The organism is Streptomyces apocyni, from assembly GCF_009739465.1.
Classification (GTDB): domain Bacteria; phylum Actinomycetota; class Actinomycetes; order Streptomycetales; family Streptomycetaceae; genus Streptomyces; species Streptomyces apocyni.
On the sequence record NZ_WHOM01000077.1, the window covers coordinates 11,282 to 31,903 of the forward strand.

14 protein-coding genes are annotated in these 20,622 nt (G+C 69.1%); 10 read left to right on the forward strand and 4 right to left on the reverse strand.

Annotation, left to right across the window (positions count from 1 at the left end; all coding sequences use genetic code 11):
- Positions 1-149 precede the first annotated feature (149 nt).
- A complete protein-coding gene (tap, locus tag GCN81_RS28290) occupies positions 150-2,354 on the reverse strand; it encodes a telomere-associated protein Tap (RefSeq protein WP_156724756.1) in 2,205 nt (734 codons plus the stop codon).
- A gap of 866 nt (positions 2,355-3,220) precedes the next feature.
- On the opposite strand from tap, the gene GCN81_RS28295 reads away from it, so the two are divergent.
- The 5 genes from GCN81_RS28295 (at position 3,221) to GCN81_RS28315 (ending at position 9,806) form a co-directional block, all read left to right on the forward strand.
- Positions 3,221-4,030 (forward strand): TnsA-like heteromeric transposase endonuclease subunit, encoded by an 810-nt coding sequence (locus GCN81_RS28295; protein ID WP_197287613.1) that lies wholly within the window; start codon positions 3,221-3,223, stop codon positions 4,028-4,030.
- 29 nt (positions 4,031-4,059) lie between these two features.
- Entirely contained in the window at positions 4,060-6,168 is a 2,109-nt protein-coding gene (locus GCN81_RS28300) for a transposase (protein WP_197287614.1), read from the forward strand.
- The gene (locus tag GCN81_RS28305) at positions 6,156-7,193 is read left to right on the forward strand and encodes an ATP-binding protein (protein WP_156724757.1); all 1,038 of its coding nucleotides are present in this window, start codon (positions 6,156-6,158) and stop codon (positions 7,191-7,193) included. Before GCN81_RS28300 ends, GCN81_RS28305 begins: the two co-directional genes overlap by 13 nt.
- Positions 7,194-7,345: 152 nt before the next feature.
- On the forward strand, positions 7,346-8,476 hold the full coding sequence (locus tag GCN81_RS28310) for a TniQ family protein (RefSeq protein ID WP_231626690.1): 1,131 nt from the start codon (positions 7,346-7,348) through the stop codon (positions 8,474-8,476).
- A gap of 133 nt (positions 8,477-8,609) precedes the next feature.
- Entirely contained in the window at positions 8,610-9,806 is a 1,197-nt protein-coding gene (locus GCN81_RS28315; RefSeq protein ID WP_156724758.1) for an endonuclease domain-containing protein, read from the forward strand.
- Positions 9,807-10,071: 265 nt separating this feature from the next.
- Here the strand turns inward: GCN81_RS28315 and GCN81_RS28320 are convergent, their stop codons facing one another.
- A complete protein-coding gene (locus GCN81_RS28320; protein WP_156724759.1) occupies positions 10,072-11,031 on the reverse strand; it encodes a 5'-nucleotidase in 960 nt (319 codons plus the stop codon).
- Positions 11,032-11,214: 183 nt separating this feature from the next.
- Between GCN81_RS28320 and GCN81_RS28325 the strand changes: the two genes are divergently transcribed.
- The 3 genes from GCN81_RS28325 (at position 11,215) to GCN81_RS28335 (ending at position 17,896) form a co-directional block, all read left to right on the forward strand.
- Positions 11,215-11,442, forward strand: coding sequence for a 3'-5' exonuclease (locus tag GCN81_RS28325; RefSeq protein WP_267904582.1), 228 nt, complete (start codon positions 11,215-11,217; stop codon positions 11,440-11,442).
- 314 nt (positions 11,443-11,756) lie between these two features.
- On the forward strand, positions 11,757-14,924 hold the full coding sequence (locus GCN81_RS28330; RefSeq protein ID WP_156724760.1) for a DEAD/DEAH box helicase: 3,168 nt from the start codon (positions 11,757-11,759) through the stop codon (positions 14,922-14,924).
- A gap of 140 nt (positions 14,925-15,064) precedes the next feature.
- A complete protein-coding gene (locus GCN81_RS28335) occupies positions 15,065-17,896 on the forward strand; it encodes a dsDNA nuclease domain-containing protein (RefSeq protein ID WP_197287615.1) in 2,832 nt (943 codons plus the stop codon).
- Between the two features lie 410 nt (positions 17,897-18,306).
- Here the strand turns inward: GCN81_RS28335 and GCN81_RS28340 are convergent, their stop codons facing one another.
- The gene (locus tag GCN81_RS28340) at positions 18,307-19,059 is read right to left on the reverse strand and encodes an HD domain-containing protein (RefSeq protein ID WP_231626708.1); all 753 of its coding nucleotides are present in this window, start codon (positions 19,057-19,059) and stop codon (positions 18,307-18,309) included.
- A gap of 83 nt (positions 19,060-19,142) precedes the next feature.
- On the reverse strand, positions 19,143-19,487 hold the full coding sequence (locus GCN81_RS28345; protein WP_231626691.1) for a PadR family transcriptional regulator: 345 nt from the start codon (positions 19,485-19,487) through the stop codon (positions 19,143-19,145).
- A 766-nt stretch (positions 19,488-20,253) separates the two neighbouring features.
- On the opposite strand from GCN81_RS28345, the gene GCN81_RS28350 reads away from it, so the two are divergent.
- Both GCN81_RS28350 and GCN81_RS28355 read left to right on the forward strand, forming a co-directional pair.
- Positions 20,254-20,442 carry a hypothetical protein gene (locus GCN81_RS28350; RefSeq protein WP_156724763.1) on the forward strand — a complete coding sequence of 63 codons (189 nt, stop codon included), beginning with the start codon at positions 20,254-20,256 and terminating at the stop codon, positions 20,440-20,442.
- A complete protein-coding gene (locus GCN81_RS28355) occupies positions 20,439-20,621 on the forward strand; it encodes a hypothetical protein (RefSeq protein WP_156724764.1) in 183 nt (60 codons plus the stop codon). The genes GCN81_RS28350 and GCN81_RS28355 overlap by 4 nt, the downstream gene beginning before the upstream one ends.
- The last annotated feature ends 1 nt before the right edge of the window (position 20,622 follow it).

Below are 20,622 nucleotides of genomic sequence, written 5' to 3' on the forward strand. Positions count from 1 at the left end.
GAGGCCGCGCGGTTCGCCCTCGGCAGCGTCCTGATAACGGGCGATGAAGAGGTCAGGCCACCGGCGTGCCCGAGCAGGCAGGAGATGTCCTGCCTGCTCGGAGGGCCAGGCGGGTGGCGAGTAGCGACGGCACGGTGAGGTATGCCCGCTTAGAACAGGAGCGCAGGCTCGTCTGGACCCGCGGGGTGGGACGGTTTCTCACGGGGCAGGGGGAGATGCGCGTCGGGGTCTTTGATCCCTGCGGCGGGATTGATGTGCCGTGCTAGCAGGGTGTGGGCCCAGTCCATGGTGTGAGTGCCTTCGAGGGTGACGTGGCCGAAGCGGGGGCTGAGGGTGAAGCTGCCTGGGACGGGGCGCTCGTCGGGCAGGATGTCCAGCGGCGTAGGCCGGGTGGTGGGGTAGACAATGCGGTCGGACAGCACCGCCACCGGGTAACGGCCCGCGTTGGCCATGCTGGTCATCTTGCGGTGCAGCTCGGTGCGGGCGGTGGCGATGATGGCGGCCCGGATGTCGGGGCGCCAGGTGACGCGGTTGAGGGCTGGCCAGCGTTCGTGGGGTTCCCGGTCGCGGTCGATAGGGTCTTCGTGAAGCCTGTCGATGCCGCCGTCTGCGGTGGCCTTGATGGCCGACAGCAGTATCCAGTCCAGCTGGTCGCCCTCGACTTCTGCTTGCTCACAGGCGTGCAGGAAAACGGAGCCGGTGGCGTCGGGGGCGATCCGTAGGCGGCGCAGCACTTGCCAGTAGGCCTCGCGCAGACGCTTGTTCCAGGGTTCGAGATAGGTTCCCGCGTTACCGTGCCGTAGGTAGGCCTTGATCGGCTTGATGGTGAGGCCAGCTTGGGACGCGAGCTGCTGGGCGTAGGCCAGGGTCGGGGTCGTATACCAGGTGGGGCCGGTGGGCGGCTGTCCGCTCGCGGTGAAGGGGGACGGCAGGCGGGAGTCGGTGGGGATGCCGGAGAGGTCGGCGTACCAGGTGCCTGGCACGGATGGGTCGAACGTCGGCTGATGTTCGAGGGGACCGGGGGGCCCGTAGCCGATCTTGAGCTTGCCTGCGGCATTGGTGAAGGCGAAGTTGACGGCGAGAGCGACAACGTGGCGGTAGGTCTCCCGTTCCCATCGGGCGGGCTGCCGGTACCAGTTGTAGGCCTCCTCGCGCAGGACGTCGTCGGGGTTCCGGTCGCGGCCCGCCACTGGGTGGTCCGCGGGCGCTTCGGGCGGGGCGGGGTCGTATGCCGCAGTCAGGGCGCCGCGTGCGGCGGGCTCCAGGACACGGCGGCCGCTGCGGGCTTGTGTGGCCCACTGTTTGGGCGGGCGCAGCTCGGTCATCAGATCCGAGCCGCAGGCCGCGGGGGTGTCATAGGGGGTCAGTACGGTGTCCGCGTAGCGGGTCGTCACCGTGGCGAGGTCCTTCGCCTCCAGGGCGTGAAGCCCCCAGCTGTCCCCCACCGCTCCCCAGGGCTGGACGGCGAGCCGGACCGTGACTTGGTGGCCTTCGCTCACGCGGGTCTGCAGTCGGCTCCAGGGCCCCATGCCCGGCTGAGTGGGGGGCCATCCGGCCCGGCCGAGGTCAGCCAGGACGGGGTGGTCGGCTGGCAGCAGCCGCTCGACGGGATCGTCCAGGGCCAGCGGAAGTCCGAAGAAGCCGGTGGCAGCTGCGGTGAGGATGAGCAGCGGCGGTACGTGATTCCCTTTGGCATGCAGCCGGGGTGCTCCGATGCCGCGCGTGTAGGCCCACGCGAGCAGGTCAGGCAGAGTTCTTGCAGGGCATTCCATGCTGCGGTGCTGTCTGAGGTGGGCCACGAGGCGGTCATTGTCGATGTGGTGGTCGATGACCGCCAATGGTCCGAGAGGGAAGCCTCCGGGCGGTTTCGGCAGGCGCAGCGGCAGTTGGGGAGCCGCGGGCTGTTGGGGGATGCGCGGGCCTTGTGGGGCGCAGTTGGTGTTCTGGTGCAGCCACCGTCCCCCGGGGTTATGGGTGGTGGGCTGGCCGCAGTGTTCGCAGCGGCCCATCGGCTGTCCGCAGCTGTCGCACGGCGGTACCGGTCGGGGCGGATGAGGTGAGGGAGCAGGGCGTCGGCGTAGGGCTGCCCAGTCTGGTTCGTGGCCGGGGGGCAGCTCTTGTCTGATGCGGTTGAGCAGGCGCAGGTAGGCGATCTCGTCGGCCTGGTCGGCGCCCCGGTGGCCGGCCTCCCAAGCCTCCATGTCGTCGGTGTCCTGGTTGAGAGTGCTGGCGAATTCCTCAAGGGAGGCACCCCAGGCTTCCCGCAGGTGGCGGCGTTCTTCGGGAGTGGGCAGCTGGGGCGGGTGAGGACCGCGCCCGATCAGGGCGTCCACTGCTACGAAGTGTTCGTTCATGTGTGAGTCCGAAGAAGTGTTGTTCGGTCAAGCGGTTGGTCGTCACGCTCTCGGTTCATGCCCCCCTCTTCCTCAGACGAAGCGGGGGATCTGTCGCTTCGCCGCGCAGCATGCCCGATCCGAACGGGCTTTAGTTCAGGCAGGTGAACGATTCTTCGCCGGTACGACCATCTGACCTGCACGAATTCCCGGCCCGATCTTCGACGAAACGCCCGTTCGAGTGGCGTGGGGTGGCCCCGCTTTGATTGCGTCGCTCGTTCGAGCTGTTCGAGCCGGAAGTTCTTCCCGTGCCAGGCCGTGTCCACCACAGTGATCGTCCTCAAGTCCGTTCAGGTGGACGGCAGATGGGTCTTTGTGCGAGGTGACAGGTGTGTGAGGTGGCGTGGGCGGAGTTCTGCTCGCCCTCGGGGCGTCGCAGGCGGCAGCCGGTGGGTTTGCTCCGGCACGGGGCACTCGAGGAGCGCGCCCTTGCGTGGGGAGCTGGTGCAGCACTACGGGAAAGGGCGACCGCCGCGTGCGTCTGGAGGACAGCAGAGCGTGGCAGCAGACCGATGCGGCAATGCTGCTGCATTCGCCCCGGACATCCGTACGTTCACGGCGTGACCACTGCTGTCCTCAGCAGGCTGACGGTGCTTTCGTGCCGGGCTTCTTCGCCCGTGAAACCTCCAGTGATGGGGGCCTGGTGGCCTGCCCCGGGCCGGTTCTTCGGGCTTGACGGCAGACGCTGGTACACGCCGCGCCTGCGCGCGACGGCCCAGCTCTTTCACTCGATCTGTGCGCAGCTGTGGGGGCGGCCGCAGAGGTGCAGCGTCCCGCCTGTCGCCGGATCTGCGCAAGCACGTGTTTCGAAGGAAGTGTGGCCTTTCATGTCTGAAGCTTCTGTGTGGGAACAAGGGCAGCCGCCTGGATCGGCGCGCGCCGTTTCGCTTCCGCTCCGTGGCCGGCGCGTCGACCCCGCGCTGGTGGAGGCGAGGTTCGTGGATGAGTCCGGTACGGAGCATGTGATGCCGTGGCTCCAGGCGGGCAGGGAGCAGGCGCTGGAGGAGTGTCTTCCCGTACGGGATTTCCCGGTGCTGCGGGGGCGGCGGATCGCGCCGGGCTGGTGGTGGTCGGCGACGTCCGGGCGGCTGGTGCACTACGGGTTCGGGGCGATGCGCACTCAGGTGATGATGCTGGATCGTGATCCGAAGGTGGTGGCACTGGCTTGCCGGCCGGTGGAGCTGCTGTGGCGGGGCAGGAGCGGGAAGGTCGTATCGCACGCGCCGCACCTGGTGGCTCGCCTCGCGGACGGCAGCGGGCTCTTTGTGGACTGTGCCGGCCGGTGCGGAGCCGGGCGGCGCCTGGTCCAGCGGGCTGGGCATGTCGAGGCCGCGGCCCTCGCGGCCGGCTGGCACTACCGGCTGGTCGGGCCGCCGCGGCCTGCGGTGGAGGCCAATGTGCGCTGGCTCGCCGACTACCGGCATCCGCGGTGTGCTGGAGGCCTGATGCCCCGGATCGTTCAGTGCTTCCGAACACCCACGCCTCTGGTCGAGGGGGTCCGTCTGCTGGGCGATCCGATCGCCGTGTGGCCTGCGGTGTTTCACGCCCTGTGGGCCGGAGTGCTGAGTACGCGGCTGGACAGCCCGCTGCACGAGCGGGCCGTGGCTGTGGCATCTCCGGCGGGAGTCGAACGATGAATGGGCTGGTACCAGGAGTCGGCGCTGCCGTGCGATTCAACGACCGTGACTGGACCGTTGCCGGGATCGAGGGAAACCTGACACCCCAGGCGCGTATCTGGCTAGCCGAGAACCATGAGGCGTGTGGGCTGGCGGTGTTCAGCCTGGCCACGCTGATCGGTGATCCCTCCTTCGAGATGAAGGACGGCCCGCCCCGTCTGCGCGTACCCCAGACGGGCCTGTTGTCGACCGTGTCCGAAGACCAGCAGCGGCGCGCGCTCGCCATCGAGCAGCACGTCCGCGAGGTGGAGACCGGCTACCCCACGCCGAACAGCGAAGGCCCGGTGAAGCCCCCGTACAACCCCGAAACCACCACGCTGGCACAGCGTGAGCAGGCCAAGGCTGACGAGCTCACCGCGCAGGGCTGGACGAGCGTGAGCCGGGCAACGGTCCGTAGGTGGCGTGCGCGCTACGGCACGGGCGGGGTGTGGGCACTGGTGCCCAAGCGTCGTAGTTCGACATTGCCCGGCCGGGCCGACGCCGAGGTAGTCGAAGCGGTTCGCAAACTGCTGCATCAGGAGGCGCCGCGCTCTCGGTCGCGGGGGTGGAAGAAGCGTATGCGCCGGGAAACGCAGTGGTGGCTGGATGCGAAGCACGGTCCCGGCGCAGTGAGGGTCCCGCCGCAGTCCACGTTCAACAAGCTCCTGGACAAGGTGGAAGCGGTGCTGGGCCTGGGGGGCACGGTGGCTCAGCGGCGTGCCCGGGCCGCACGCCCGGAGCCGCCGTTCACCCCGACAGTCGCGCTGCGTCCCGGCGAGCTGGTGATGATGGACAGCACCCCGGTGGATGTGTTGTGCGTCCTGGATGACGGGGTCGTGGCACGGCCGGAGCTGACCACGGCACTGGACGTGGCGACCCGCAGCTTGTGGGGAATTCTGCGGCCGCCGGGTAGCAAGCTGACCGATGTGGCGGTCTTGCTGGCGCAGATGATGACGCCGATGACGATGCGGCCCGACTGGCCCGCGACGCTGTCGATGGCCTCCTCAGTTATCCCCCACGAGCGGCTGGTCAGCCTGGATGAGCGGTTGAACGACGCCGCGGCACGCCCGGTAATCGTGCCCAAGATGATCGTGGTCGACCAGGGCAAGGTGTTCGTCTCTCCCGCCACGCGGGCCGCGTGCGAAAGCCTGGGGATCTCTCTGCAGCCCGTGCCACCGGCCAACGGGCCAGCCAAGGCGCACGAGGAGCGGACCTTCGGCTCGCTCAACTCTCTGTTCTGTCAGTGGCTGCCGGGCCACACCGGGGCGAACGTGTCCGAGCGGGGCTCCAAGGTCGAGCAGGAGCCGTTGCGGACCCTGCAGGAGATGCAGGAGCTGCTGGACGAGTTCCTCGTGCACTGGCACCACCGTCCGCATGAGGGCCTGCGCCATCCGCTGATGCCGAAGAAGGCCCTCACCCCGAACCAGATGTGGGCGGCGCTGCTCCCGGTGGCGGGGTACGTGCCGGTGGTACTGAGCTCGCAGGACTACGTGGAGCTCCTGCCGGTGCGCTGGCAGCCGGTCACCGGCGCCGGTATCCGGTTCGACTACCGCACCTACGACGACAAGTGCCTCCACGAAGACCACGGCCCTGGGACGCGGTCGAAGGGGCGCCTGCGGGAGGTGCACCACAACCCCTACGACCCGACCCGGATCTGGGTACGCCTGCCCGAGGGGTTCCGTGAAGTGCCGTGGATTCACGCCACCGCGGTGAGCCTTCCGTTCACCCACCACATCTGGCAGCACATCTGCAAGGTCGTCAAGCGCACCGGGTCCCGCGAGGAGCACGAGGCAGAACTCGCCCTGGCTCTGGACGACTTCCTCAAGCGGGCCTCAGGGAAGGGGGAGCTGTCTCGCTCGGAGCGACGGGTAGTGGCCAAGTCCCGCGCCTCGGGGGCAGTGCCGGTGCCAGCAGGCGGGCCCGACGTGCTGAGCACTCCGACGCTGTCTTTTGGACTGGCCGGCGTGTACGCCGCGCCGGAACTCGACGACGACACCGTTCCCGACGAGGACGACGACCTGTCTGTTTCCAGCGACGGCGAGCAGGATGCCGACCAGGTCGCCGACGGCTCTTCCATCCTCGACGACACCAGCCGGGAGAACGACCTGTGGCTGCCGTAACCGTGTGCGCGAGCGACGACTTCTTCGACGACGGTCTGCTCACCCCCAGCCCAATCACCAACTGCGTCCTGTGGCAGGCCTATGTGTCTCAACCGCGGGTGCCCGCTCTGCCTGTGAAGGATCCGTCCTGGAGCCGAAAGACGCTCCTGGAGTACCACTCCGAGTTCGTGACGCTGAAGACCCGCTCCATGGAACAGGCTCTTCAGCAGCTGAAGTTGACGCTCCTGGTCAACAACCGGCAGCAGGGTACCGCCCGGCGCGGGCTGATCGTGTCCGGGCCGCCGGGGGCGGGAAAGTCGACCACGCTCATGGAACTCGGCCGGTCCTTCGAACTGAGCGAACGGCGCCGTCGGCCCGGCATGGAGGGCTCCATGCCCGTGCTGTTCGCTTCCGTCCCGCCCACCTACACGCCCAGGAACCTGGCCAAGGTCCTCGCCCGGTTCGCCGGCATTCCGATCCACGACCGGATGACCGAACACACCATCACCAACGCCGTGTGCCACGTCATGTTAAAGCGGGGCACCCGGCTGGTGTTCATCGACGACGTGCACCTGCTCAACACCCGTACCCGGCCCGGCGCCGACACCTCCGACCAGGTCAAGACCCTGATGGAACGAGTACCCGCGACGTTCGTGCTGGCCGGTGTCAACGTGGAGGACTCACCGCTGCTGACCGGGCCCCGCGGTGCCCAGCTCGCCGCCCGCTGCAAACTCCTGCGCACGCCCCCGCTACTCAACGGCACCCAAGAGCAAAAGAAGATGTGGCACTCACTCCTGGGCGACATGGAGGGGGCGCTGCGGCTGGCCCGCCACCGGCCCGGAACGCTGGTACGCCACGCCGCCCACATCCATCTCCGCACCGGCGGTGTGATGGCCAGTCTCTCCCTCCTTGTCAGGGAGGCCGCGATCCGCTCCATCCTGGACGGAAGCCTCGCGATCACGAAGAACCAGCTGTCGCAGGTGCTCCTCGACGTCCAGGCCACGAACGCGGCGCGCGCCACCCTGCGGCAACACCCTGGCAACTGACCGGCGCGGCGGAAAGCCTCACCCCGGACCTCCCGCCGCGCGCCCGCCCTGTAGTCCCCTTTCCCCGTGCCGATGGGGCGCTGATTCATGGCCGCCTCCCCTGCCCCGCCGTGTCCTGCCCTCAACACCCCCACGCGTAAAGGAAGATGTTCGTGCAACCCTCTGCCTCCACGCTTGTTCGTATCCCAGCCGTGGCGGGCGAGCTGACCGGCTCCTGGTTTCGCAGGATGGCCGCCCTTTACGGTCTGCCCGCACAGGACTTGCTGCGGGGGGTCCTGAGCGGCGCGCACCGGGTGCAGGTGACCGGCACTCCGGGCAGCGGTCTGGAACTGTTCCTCAACACATCCGCGCGAACAGCCCTGGCCCGCTCCACCGGTCTTCCCCTGTCCCGGCTCAGCCGCCTGCTGCCCGCTCTCGCCGCCCCGCACGGGCGGCTCGCGGACGACGAGAACCCGCGGGCGGCCTGGTACATGCCGGGCGAGGCATGGGTGGGGACCTGTCCTGCGTGTACTGGGCGGGCCTTACGGCCTGGACAGCCGGTTCTGGTGTACCCAGGAACGGCCGGGCACGTCTGTCGGCGTCACCGGCGCTGGCTCCTCGCGCATCCCGGGAGGCCAGCGAGCATTCCGCTGGAGACCCTGCCCGAGGTCCTCACCGCGCACCGACACCACTGTGCTCTCGCACGGGCCCGTCCGGACGCGGCGGACGTGGTGGCCCTCGCCGCGGCGGTCGTGTGGTCGTGGCAGGTACAGGGGTGGCGATCCGAGACGGTCTGGCAGGACCGTGCACACCGGCTGGCCGCGGTCACGGGATCCATGCCGGCGGCCGTGGTGCCGCATGCGCTGGTGTCCTACCCGGAGACGATCGCCGTGGCCCGGCTGCTCGGCGCTCCGCGCTGGCAGCAGCGGCTGCGCGCGACCGCCGCAGCCCAAGGGGCAGGTGCCGCAACGGAATTGTTGCTTCGGGAAATCAGCCGCCGGGCCGGCAGGCCGTGGCTCGCGGACTGGCTGATCGCCTACACCCGCACCAGGCCCAGGACAGCCGCACAAACCGATCCCCTCGACCGGTGGCTGCGCTGGCTCACCGCTGCGGACGGCACCGAACGCGACGGCTTGTGGACGGTGCACCGGACAGCCGTACGGCCCACCGAGTACAGCGACCGCGTCGGCTTCCTCACCGACCGCCGTCCCCGCAGCATCTGCGAAGAGGCCAAGGCAGCCTTCCTCACTGGTGGCTGGGAACCGGCGCCCTCGCTGCGGCCCGAGCCAGCGCCGTGCCCGTGACATCTCCCGGCCCCGTCCCCGGCTCCCCCGCCAGCCAGCTCCGCCCCCGGCCGTATCGCGGCGGCGTCCGCAGGCCGCCACACACCGCACACCCCGCCCGCTCACCCCTCACACACGAAGGAGAGACACACCCATGGCATCGATCAGTCCGGAGTACGCCAGCCAGTTGCTGGCGGAACTCACCGAGGGCTGCCCCGTTCCCGCAGCGCCGGCCTCGCTGTCCCGCTACACCTTCCAGATCAGCAACCACGTCCTCATCGGAGACACCGCCGTTCGCGGCTACAAGCACAAGGGCCGGTGGCGGCTGGATGACCGGGACATCCGCGCGGCCGGCAACCGGCTCGCCTCGCTCCCCTTCGACCCCGACGACCTGGTCGATGCCCGTCTCGCGCCTGAGCACGACCGGACGTGGCGCTCACAGATCCACCGCTGGTTCGAGCACATCTCCTACCAGGACCAGAGCGCCAACGGCTGCCGCTGCGAAGGACAGCAGCCGTGCAGCGGCACCCGGCCCAACCGCTACGGGCTGGGGTGCGGAGCGACCTTCGAGCAGGTCAAGGAACGCTACGGCCGGTCGCCCATCGCGTGCACCAGCCCCCTGCCGCTGCTGACGTGGTCCGGCACCACCTGGATGGTCCCGCGCGCCTACGCCGCCCTCCTCGACCGGGCGGACCAGATCGCCGCCGAGTGCGTCGAACAGGCCGCCCGATGCAGCCGCTGCAACGCCACCGGAGACGTCTGGAAGTGGCGCACGCCCAGCAACAGCGGCTACACCACCCTGTGCCCCGCGTGCGCCGACGCCGTCGCCCGCCCCTACAAGAACCACCTGCGCGGCAGGCTGTACGCGTCGCTGCCGAAGAACTCGCAGCCGGAGGCGTTCCTGTGCCGGATGTGCCCCAGTCCGCGACAGGCCGTGTACTGGGACCACTGCCACACGCACGGATTCGTGCGCGGGCCGGTGTGCGCCAGCTGCAACACCTACGAAGGCGGCGGCCACCGGTTCATCCACCGGCCGGGCGCAGTCCGCCACCTTCTCTTGTGCGACGGCTGCCGCCGCAACAGGACCGTGCCGCCGCGCCATCAGTCCGACATCGTGCTGCAGACGTTCGTGCCCGACCCTCACGGCCCGTGCGCGAAGCAGCCCCACTCCGCGTGGGGTTCGGTTCAGGAAGACGGATCGATCCGTTTCCGGATGCGCTGCTGGCAATGCGCGTTTGCACCCCAGTGGGAGCAGGTCGTGCCGGCCGCACAGGTCAGGCAGCTGGTACAGGAGTTCGTCGACAAGACTCTGGAGGCCGATGCCGACACCCCCGGCCAGGGCACCGCCTGACGGCCCGTCTCCTCTATCGTTTCTGTTCCTGAACTTCTCTCCCCGAGTTCGCCCGTGGGCCGGGAGCCCGGCAGAAGGCAGCGCAGGCGCCGCCTTCTGCCGTACATCAACGAAACGAGACACGCCACGGCCTCCACACTCCCCCGGCGGTAACCCGTCCGGGGGTGACGGCATGAGCCTTACCAGCTGTCTGCATGACCGCCGCTCACACCTTTGCCGCTTCCCGGACGCGGAACGCCCGATGTTGCGGCGCTGGTGGGCGATGTCAGAACTTCGGCCGGTCCTCGAGAACACTCGGCTCGTTGATCTTCCCGAAGGGGACGTGAACGCTAGGGGTGGTCCGCGACGTGCTGGCCAGATGGCTTTCCTGGTCGTCGAAGAATATGTGCGGCTTGAGGACCTTCATGATCTCGCCCTTGTCGATGCCTCCGAGGAAGAAGGCATCGTTGACTGTCACCCCCCATCGCTTCAGGCTCATCACTGCCCGCTCGTGCGCGGGGGCATTGCGTGCGGTGACGAGTGACACGTGGAGACGGATCCGATATTCGGCGGCCTTCTGCCGTTCCTCCTCCTCCCTTCGCTGGATGCGGTTGATGCTGGCAAGAAAGTCTTTCAGTGGTCCCGCATCGTGCGGAACCGCGGCGTTCAGCACCTCGTGGGCGCGGAACCCGTCGATGCCTCCCGTCTGGTACACCTGCTCCGACGCGTCGGTGGCAAGGACGCCGTCGAAGTCGAAGGAGATACGCAGGTCGTGATCGCTAGTGTCATCCTCGTACGGCTCACCCAGAACGTGTCCTGCTGGCAGTCCCTGTGAGACGGCCTCGCGTACGTCGCTGTCGTTCGCTGACAAGAACAGCGACATGTTGAGGGCTGGCATGAATTTGTAGGGCGAGCGGCCCTGCATGAAGATGGCCCGGCTTATCGGCAGCGCATGGGCCTCTATCGACCGCATGACGCGAAGCCCGGTATCGGGGTCGTTCCGAGACAGAACGATGACCTCGACCAAGGGGTCACTTTCCTCGCTCAGGTCGTTCAGTGACAGCAGTCGGCGGATGAACGGGAAGGCAACGCCGGGGCGGAGCGTGTCGGCGAGATGCTCTTCCTGGTAGGCGCGATAGCTCTCCTCGCCCTGTTCCCGGAAGACGGCGTCCGACTCTGCGAGGTCGAACAGCGCGCTGGAGGCGATACCGACGACAAGCCGGTCCGCCAGTTCGTAGGCGGCCACAGCAACCCCTTTGGTCAGCCCGTTCTTACGCTCTCAATCATCGCACCAGCCTCGTCGCCGGGCCCGTCACGCATGCCCCGAGCAGTCCGGAAGCGCTGTTGGCCGGGATCTACCGAAGACGCAGCCAAGAGCCCGGCCCCCGTCCACCCCAGTAGGTGAGCTCCACAGGAGGAATCTGCAGACGTGAGCCTGATGAGCATGCACCGCTCCGAGGGTAAGGAGTTCGACGGCGGCGTCATCGTCGAGGGCATCTACAGCTCGAAACTCCTCAACGCGCAATGGGACGCGAAACGCACGGATGAGGCACGACGGCTGCTCCGGGTCGCGATCACACGTGCCCGCCACACCGTCGTCTTCGTCCGCCCGTCCGACGCTCTTCCCCTCACCCCGCCGCTCCCGGCCACGGGCTGATCGGTCAAAGGGCCTCGCATCCAATGGTGCCGCTGGTCCGCAGGCCACAGCGGCTCGCATGTCTCAAGGGACGATACGTGCTCGGATACGGCCGCTCTGGTGACTGGTTGTGTGCGGATCGGCGTAATCAGAAACCAATTTTGATCATTTTCTGGGTTTGATCTGCATATCTGCTGTCATATGAGGACCATGAATCAGCTCCTGCGCGTGCGTACGGCATTTCCCTCTCAGCCCCCCGCAGCCCTCAGGGGTACCACCGCCGCGCGGGTCCGCATCCGGCCTCGCAGCGGCACTGGCACGAGGAGCGGCGGGCGATGGAATTGCGGACTGAGCAGGTGTGGGCGGCTCCCCAGCGCTGGGCGGGCAACACAGTCAGCCAGCTTCTCGTGCCGGCCGGGGCCCTGCAGGTCAGCGAGGACACCGACTGCCGGTTCGTGCACAACGTCTACGGGCGGTGGGACATCGTCGGCGATGAAGCGGCGGTACTGAACCCGCAGTTGCCCGACGACCCTGGCGAGACCGTGGAGTGGAAGGGGCCGAGACAGCTTTCTGCCCCGCAGACGGTGCTGGCGTCGTATGCGGACGCGATCGAACTACACGACGTGGTACGTGAGCACGGGTTGAGACCGCCGCAGGCCGGGGCCCTGCACTCGGTGATCGGGTACTGGTACTCGCAGTTGCCCGAACCGGGTCTCGTGGTCATGCCGACCGGCACGGGCAAGACGGAGACCATGCTGGCCCTGCTGGTGGCCTGCCGTCCCGAGCGGCTGCTCGTGCTGGTGCCCAGCATCGCGCTGCGCGAACAGATCGCGGCGAAGTTCGAGTCGCTGGGCATCCTGCAGCGGCAGGAGGTCGTCTCCCGTGATGCGCTGCGGCCGTGCGTGGGCCGGGTGACGCGCCGGTTCACCGACGTCGCCGAAGCGAAGGCGTTTGCCGCGGCCTGCAACGTCGTGGTGACCACGCCGCACGTCCTGCACCACTGTACGCAGGAGGCTCGGGACGCGCTGCTGTCCGAGTTCAGCCATCTGATCGTCGACGAGGCGCACCACGCGCCGGCCTCGACCTGGACGAGCGTGATCCGGCAGTTCGAGGACCGGAAGGTGCTGCTGTTCACCGCGACCCCGTTCAGGGAGGACGGCCAGAAGATTCCCGGACGGACCATTTTCCGCTACCCGCTGCGCCAGGCCCAGGCCCAGGAGTACTTCACCCGCATCGATTACCGGGCGGTGCTGAGCCTGGAGGACAACGACCGCAAGATCGCCGAACTGGCGGTGCAGCGGCTGCGCGACGACCTGGCGGCCGGGCTGGACCACCTGCTGATGGCCCGGGTCAACGCCGTCAGGCGGGCGCGGGAGATCTGCGAGCTGTACCAGGAACTGGCCCCCGACCTGGAGCCGGTGGCGCTGCACGACGGGCTGGCGGCGACCGCCCGCAAGAAGGCCCTGGCAGGTATGGACAGGCGCAGCTGCCGCATCGTGGTGTGCGTGAACATGCTCGGCGAGGGCTTCGACATGCCCCAGCTGAAGGTCGCGGCGGTGCACGACGTGCGCAAGAGCCTCAGCCCGATGATCCAGTTCATCGGCCGGTTCACCCGCAGCGCTTCGACCGCCTCCAGCCCGATCGGCACCGCATCGGTGTTCGTGGCCCGGGACCCCGCCGCCGCCCTGTCGCCCATGCGCGATCTACTGAAGGAGGACGCGGACTGGAACCTGCTCCTGCAGGACATCACCGAGCAGAGCACGGCCCGCGGCGAAGAACTCAGCGAGTTCGGCACCTCCTTCACCAACATCCCCGACGGCATGGCCGTCAGCGTCCTGGAACCGAAGATGAGCGCCGTGCTGCACCGCGCCCCGTCAGGCGAGTGGGACCCGCAGGCGGCCGTCGGCCGCTATGGCGAGGGCCGGGTGCTCGGGCAGGCCGTCGCCACCGGCGGCGACGGCCGCGTCGCCTGGTTCGTCGTGGAGCACCGCACCCTGGTCGACTGGGGTGCCCCGCAGTTTTTGGAGCAGGTGCTCTACGAGCTGGTCGTCATGTACTTCGACGACGAGCGGCGGTTGTTGTATGTCTACGGCTCCCACAAGAGGGGCGACTACGCGGAGTTGGCCAGGGCTGTGCTGGGCGAGGGCAGTCGGCCCGTCAAAGGGCTCGACACATTCCGGGTGTTCGCCGGTCTCGAGCGGGTGGTGGCCACCAACATCGGTCTGCTGGACTCCCGTGACCACTTCAACCGCTTCTCGCTGCTGGTGGGCAGCGACGTCTTCGAGGCGCTGGACGCGGCCGCCCGCAAGAACCGCAGCCAGACCCACATCATCGCCTCGGGCATCGACGACGGCACCAAGGTCAGCGTCTGCGCGGCCCTCTCGGGCCGCTTCTGGTCGCCGCGCACCGCCCCCAGTCTGCTGGCGTGGATGCGGTGGTGCGACGAGCAGGGCACCAAGATCCTCGACTCCCGTGTGGACCTCGAGAACGTGATGGCGGGCTTCATCATCCCCGTCGAGCAGACCACGCGTCCCCCATTCCCCCTGCTCGGCCTGGAATGGCCCTGGCAGTGGCGCGCCGGCCTGGGCGAGGGCCCGCCCTTCGCCTTCAACGGGCGTTCCCACACCGTCACCGACATCGGCTACCGCGTCGACGACTTCGCCCCCGAGGGGCCGGTCCGCTTCTCGTTCGTCTCCCCCTCCTGGGAGCTCCCCTACAGCGCCGAGTTCACCGACCAGGGCCTGGTCTACTCCCCCGTCGGCGACGACGCCCTGGTGACCGTCCAGCGCGCCGCGCTGCCCGCCGCCGACTGGATCAACCAGCACAAGCCGTACCTGTACTTCGCCGGCGACCGCATCCTGACCCCCGACGACCGCCTGCACGCGCCCCGTACCGACCTGCCGCCCTTCGACCTGTCCCTGCTGGCGCCACTGGAGTGGGACGGGGTGAACATCCAGGCCGAGTCCATGGACCCCGAGCGGCTACCGCACACCGTGCAGTACTACATGTACCGCTACCTGAGCGAGCAGCAGCACTTCGACATCCTGATCGACGACGACGGCTCGAACGAAGTGGCCGATCTCGTCGGCATCACCGCCGACGACAAGGACATCACCATCACCCTCGTGCACTGCAAGTACTCCCACGAACCGGCTCCCGGCCACCGCGTCATCGACCTGTACGAGGTGTGCGGCCAGGCCGCCCGCGGCGCCAAGTGGCGCGAGTACGGCATCGAAGCACTGCTGCGCACCCTGTACAATCGCGCCGCCAAATGGGCCGCCCGCCATCCCGGCAAGAGCCCCTACCTGCTCGGCAGCATCGACGAGCTGTACCGCATCCGCGAACGCGCACCCCAACTGCGGCCCCACATCAACACCGTCATCGCCCAGCCCGGGCTCTCGGCAGCCGGGTGCAGCAGCGAGCAGCAGCACCTCCTCGCCGGCGCCCATTCCTACGTCAAGGCGCTCACCAAGGGCACCTTCACCGTGTACTGCAGCCCGTAGCACGGACCCCGCCGGGTGCAGGCATCGGTCCGGTCACCGGTATTTCCTCCAGCCGGTGCCCGGCGCCGGCCAGCAGTCCGCATGACACGTTGTCACTATGCTGCTGTGCCAGGGACCGGCCCACAGGGGGGATGTCGGGGATGCAGGATCCGGGCCGTCTTCCGGCGCCCGACGACACGGGTTCGGCGACCGGGGAGCGCTTCGCCTATCAGGCGCAGGCCGCCCTCCGCGCGGTGGTGGAGATGCTGGCGGGTGGCGGAGTGCTCCATGTGACGTGTGAGCATTTCGAGGATGTCCTGGTCGCCCGGACCGACGGCACGGTGCGGGGCGGAGTGGCGCTGTGGGACTTCCAGCAGATCAAGTCCCGTGAGGGGCAGAAGAATTGGACCTTGTCCGGCGTGCTCAGGAGCAAGGCTCTGGCGAGCCTTCTGCGCACCCATCGGGTCTTGAGAGAGCACCAGGACCTCACGTACATTCTGACGGTCGGCGTGGAGGGTGTGCTGAGCTCCGACGCTGATGTGCGCGCCGTCGCGCAGGGGCGGGGAGGTGACAGCGCGGAGCGGCTGGACAGGATCGCCAGGTACCTCGGTGCGGACGCTGCCGAGACTGCGGGGTTCCTGCGGCTGGTTCGTATCGAGGAGTTGCCGGACCGGTACGAGCTGGAGCGCCGCAATCGCGATGCGCTCTTCGATCTGGCCCCGCATCTTCGGGTCGGGGAAGCCGAGGCTTTACACGCGGATCTCCTCAACCGGGTCAGGCTCGCGATGGACGGGCGCCTGGGGCCGCGTTGGCAGGCGCTGGTGACACGGCTCGATGTCCCGGAGAGGGTTCTGCGCAAGCGCCTGACGCCGCAGAAACTCCGCGACGTCGCGCTGCGTCTGGACCGCCCGGACCTGGCCGACTACGTGCGCGCGAGCCGGCGTGCAGCACAAATGCATCCCTACCCCGGGGCCGAGTCACTGTCCATGCCCTCGCTGAGTTCTGTCTACGTGCCGCAGCGCCTGCACCGGATCACACCTGAGAGCGGGCAGCCGAGCGGCCGTGCGGCGGACCGGTCTCCCGGCGATGTTGCAGACGCCGCAGCGCTCCCGGGTCGCGCACCCGTGTGTCTGGTACTTGCCGGCCCGGGCGGCGGGAAGTCCAGCCTCCTGCGCGCTGTGCAAGCCGGTACGGCCGAGCGCTGGCCGGCCCCCGGGGGCCGAGGGCTGCTGGGGGTGACGGTGCCGGCCACGGCGCTGCTCGGCTCTCCCCTGCCGAGCGCTCTGGCGGCAGCGGCAACCAGCCAGCTGGCCGCTTTCGCACTGCAGCGGACGCTGTCCGACGAGCTCTTTCTCAACAGGCCTGCCCCGGGGGCCTGCTGGATCGTGCTGGTCGACGGACTCGATGAGATCACCGACCGGGACGACAGGCAGAACCTCCTGCGCACCCTGACGAACTTCGCCGCCGAGCCCGACCCCCTGTACCGGTTCGTCGTGGCCAGCCGGCCGCTTCCCGAGAAGGAACTGCGCGTCCTGGGCCCTGGCGTGCCCCGCTACCAGGTGATGCCCTTCTCCCGCAGCGAACTATCCGAGGCGGCCCGGCGCATCCTGGACGGCTTGGGTGTCCCCGACTCCCGGAACGCGGCACGCCGGTTCGTCCGTGTGCTGGACGACGCCTACCTCACCGATTTCGCCCGCACTCCGCTCATGGCGACGATGTTGTGCCAGCTGTATGCCGCAGGTCCCGGGCAGTCGCTGCCGGACACCCGCGGGGCTCTGTACGCGAGGTTCACCGACCTGCTGCACCGCCGTATGAGCGGCAGGAACCAGTCGGGCGTCCGGAGCCAGGCCGAGGCTGCTCTTGCGCGTTTCGGCCCCACGGCCATGTCGCGGGCCCATGACCTGCTCGATCAGCTGCCGGAGACGATCGACAGCCTGGCGTTCGGCCGTCACAGTGACAGCGAAGCGTCCTGGGCCGACGCGCTGGCCGCCCTGGACGGCGCCCGGCGTCCCCGTGCCGTTCCGGAGGACGACTGGAACGGCTTCGTGTCCTCGGTCCTTGGGCGCAGCGGGCTACTCACCCGTACCGGGGACGGTTTCGCCTTCCTCCACCGGACCCTTCAGGAGTACTGCGCTGCACGCCACCTCGCCCGCGCCCCCTCTTCCCATGCCCGTGAGCTCGACCGGCTGCTCGGCCCCTGGAAGGAAGATGGAGGAACAAACCCGTGGGGTGCGCCGCTGGACACCGCCTCCTACATCGGGTTCCTCATCGACCCCGGAACCGCCTCGCCCGCCGATCCCGCCACTGCTCTGAAGGACCTGGCGGTGCCCGGCAATCTCCGCGGGTGCGTGCTGATCGCCACCCTGCTGTCGCTGGGCACCGTGCTCGCCGATCAGTGGAAACCACTGGTCCAGGCGGCCGCGCAGGCGATGGCAACAGCGTGCGCGGATCCCGTTGGCGAGGCCACCCCGCGTGTCTGGGCAGCGGCCGTGCTGGCGGAACTGGACCTGCAGCGGGGCACGACCGCGTTGGAGATGCTGGCGGACGATCAAGGTCTGGACGATGAGTTCAACGAGGACCCTCACAGCCCGGACTTCAGCGACCGTCTCCTCGCTGCCAGGCGGCTGCTGGAGCTGGACCGGCCGCGGGGGGAAGAGGCCTGCTACCGGCTCGTCCACGATCCCGACCTGTACGGCTCCGTCCGGGTACGGGCCGCTGAAGTACTCCTGTCTTCCGGCGACGAGCGCGCCTGCCGCGCCCTGGAGTACCTCGCCGAAGCGGCGGACCTCCATTTCGACGACCGCCTCGACGCGGCGAGGCGGCTCGCAACCCTGGACCCTGAAGCGGCCGTTCACTCGCTGCACACAGTGATCGAGGACTACCGGGGTGATCCGGACTGGCTCGACTGGTGCATTGCCGCCGCCCAGGCGCTGGACGATCTGGGAGACCCGCGCGGTCGGCAGATCACCGACGAGCTCTCAGTCGGCTACTGAGCGCGCAGCAGCTCCGCGGCCTCCGCGTCCTGGTCAAGATCACGATGGCCGATGGGCCAGAGACCAGAGCGTGCCCGGGAGGGGAGACGAGTGTGTTGACCAGCCGCTCGCATCTCGCAGGACTGGGGGCGCTGTCATCTGCCGTCTTGGGCAGGAGGGGACGGAGACGCGGAGGGCTGCACGGGCTCGGGCCGGATGGGAGCTTCGGTGGGAATGAATGCGCCATGCCTGGATGAGCTGACCGAGTCGGCGGGCTGGTGTCTCGCTGGGGGTGAACAGGACGACCGCGACCAGGACAAGAGCGCCTGCCGTGAGCGCTCCAGCCGTCCAGGCGGACAGGCCGCCACGGACCATGGCCATCGCGAAAGCGGCCGCCGCACCCAGCACGCCGCCGATCCGGGCCGCGGTGCTCACCATCGACGTTCCCGGAAGGCCGCGCGGCGCAGTGTCCAGGACAGCCTGGGTGTGCTGAGCAGGACTCGGAGCGTGAAGCGGGTGCGGGTGCGGCGGGTGGGCAGAGCGGCCAGTTCCGCGTGCCATTCCTCGCGCCACCGCGCGCGCTGCCGGGTGGGAAGCAGCAGGGTGAGCATGGCCAGCATGCGCGTGGTGACCGCGGATGGGGTCGATGCGGGCTGGAGGGCGGCCGAGGAGAGGTCGTGCAGTTCACGGCTCACGTCGGCCAGGCCCGCCGCACGCGCCAACGGCGCGATGACGTCGCGGGTTTCACGGGCGACGAGGTACCGCCTGGCCGGGGCGACGAACGCGATGGTGCGCATGTTGTGCAGCCGGTCGGCGAGGCGGATGGCCAGCACGGCCTCCTCACGCGTCGGCTGGAGCGTCGGCGGCCTTGCGGTGTGGAGGTGGAGAGCCGTGAGTGGGATCGCGCCGATCCTGGCGGCGCGGACGGCAGCGATCAGATCGGCGATCTCCTGCCCGAAGTGCTCGGTCACGCGGCCCGCCGGGCAGGGGGTGTCGTCGATGTCGTGCAGCACGGCGGCGCAGATCACAGGTGGCGGCATGCCGAGGTCGGCGACGATAGCGGCGACGGCGAGGCAGTGGGTGAGGAACGGGTCGCCGCTGCGGCGGGTTTGGCCCGCGTGCCAGACGGCGGCCTCATCGTGGGCGTGCTGGATGAGCGAGGTGTCGGCGTGCGGGTGGTGCATACGCACGACGGCCAGGAGGCCCTCCAGGGACGGGAGGGCGCAGCGGCGCTTGTTCGGTCGGGGTGCTAACCGGCGCCGGGCCCTCATGACACTCCCCCGCCGTTGATCGGACGGGCGGCCCACCCCGGTAGGGGCTGTTTGCGGCCGCGGTAGGCACGCGCGAGGGCGTCCCGCGCGTGCTCGGCACCGTCCTCGGCGATCCGGTAGAAGCGACGGCGCGGCCGGCCGGCTCCCTCGTGCAGGGCCGGGTCTTCCCAGGTGCTTTCCACCCATCCGACGTGTTCCAGGCGGGCGAGGATCGGATAGATCGTGCCCGACGGCAGTCCCGCCAGCTCGCACAGCTCCAGGCCGTAGCGCTCTTTGGCGGGGTCCTCCAGCAAAGCCCGCAGCACCAGTTGGGTCTGCAGGGTCATACGCAAACTACCCATACTCGTACTCTACATAGCCCATATATGGCTTGCCTAGAAGTAGTGACACCTGGCGAGCCCCTGTGTGTACGGGCTGTCCACCGGCTGCTGGACGAGGCGGAGCAGAACTGACACAGCACAGGCCGGCCGAGGGCGGCCCCGCCAAGCCGCGCCCACAGCCGTCCCAGGCCACGCACCTGGGACGCCGGAGGGCAGCAGCGCTCAGGGGCCGCCGCCGCGGGGAGCCGAGGCGCGCGTACACCCGCCGCCTCTCAGCGGGTCACCGGCATAATCGACACGGCCGCAGCAGCAGGACAGGAGCCCGGTTTGGTCAGCACGCCCGACGTCCCCGGCCCGTCCATGGATGCCGTCCCGACCCGCTACGGCGACACCACGTTCCGCTCCCGGCTCGAAGCTGACTGGGCCGCCACCCTCGACGGCAACGGCATCCGGTGGGAGTACGAACCCGAGACGCTCACCCTGGACTCTGGCACCCTCTACCTCCCCGACTTCTGGCTGCCCGAACTCGGCACCTGGATCGAGGTCAAAGGCCCCGGCATACCGCGGACCGAGAAGGCCGAAGAACTGGCCCGCACCCGCACCTGCCGGTGCGAAGGCTCCTGCACCTGCCGGTGGCCCGGAGGCGAGTTCGTCCTCCTCGGCAAGCCGTCCCTGGCCTCCGACTGGAACGAACCCGGCCACCGCCCCCGCAGCGGCTACGCGAACTGGGCAACCCCCTTCGGGCCGACCGCATACTTCGTCACCTGCCCGCGTGCACACGGGCGCAGTGGATCACCCTCCGGCGCCCCTGGCGCTGCTGGAGAGAGAACAGGCCCACCGGCCTGTCGACCGGTTCGTCCGCTTCGTCGAGACCGCCACCGGCACGGGCCTCTTCGCGATGCCCGACCTGGGCGAGCCCTTCACCGACGCGGAACTCGGCCTGACCGACGCCCCCTCGGAAGATGACGTGCTGTGATCAGCACTTCCCTTGGGGCTGGCCAGGGCGGCCCGGCCTGGCTGCCGAGCGCCGCAGGACTGCCGTCCGCGGCTGGCTCCGCGTCGAGCCGGCCCTTCTCGGCCCCGAAGCAGCGCACACGGTTCCTGGCCTACCTCTACCTCGGGGGTGAGCAGGTCAAGATGGGCTCGCATCCGTGAC

What these genes read in the sequence shown, in the direction of transcription:
- GCN81_RS28335 (WP_197287615.1), top strand. Translation starts at nt 15,065, where the DNA reads ATGCAGGATCCGGGCCGTCTTCCGGCGCCCGACGACACGGGTTCGGCG.
- GCN81_RS28340 (WP_231626708.1), bottom strand. Translation starts at nt 19,059, where the DNA reads ATGCACCACCCGCACGCCGACACCTCGCTCATCCAGCACGCCCACGAT.
- GCN81_RS28295 (WP_197287613.1), top strand. Translation starts at nt 3,221, where the DNA reads ATGTCTGAAGCTTCTGTGTGGGAACAAGGGCAGCCGCCTGGATCGGCG.
- tap (WP_156724756.1), bottom strand. Translation starts at nt 2,354, where the DNA reads ATGAACGAACACTTCGTAGCAGTGGACGCCCTGATCGGGCGCGGTCCT.
- GCN81_RS28315 (WP_156724758.1), top strand. Translation starts at nt 8,610, where the DNA reads ATGGCATCGATCAGTCCGGAGTACGCCAGCCAGTTGCTGGCGGAACTC.
- GCN81_RS28345 (WP_231626691.1), bottom strand. Translation starts at nt 19,487, where the DNA reads ATGGGTAGTTTGCGTATGACCCTGCAGACCCAACTGGTGCTGCGGGCT.
- GCN81_RS28330 (WP_156724760.1), top strand. Translation starts at nt 11,757, where the DNA reads ATGGAATTGCGGACTGAGCAGGTGTGGGCGGCTCCCCAGCGCTGGGCG.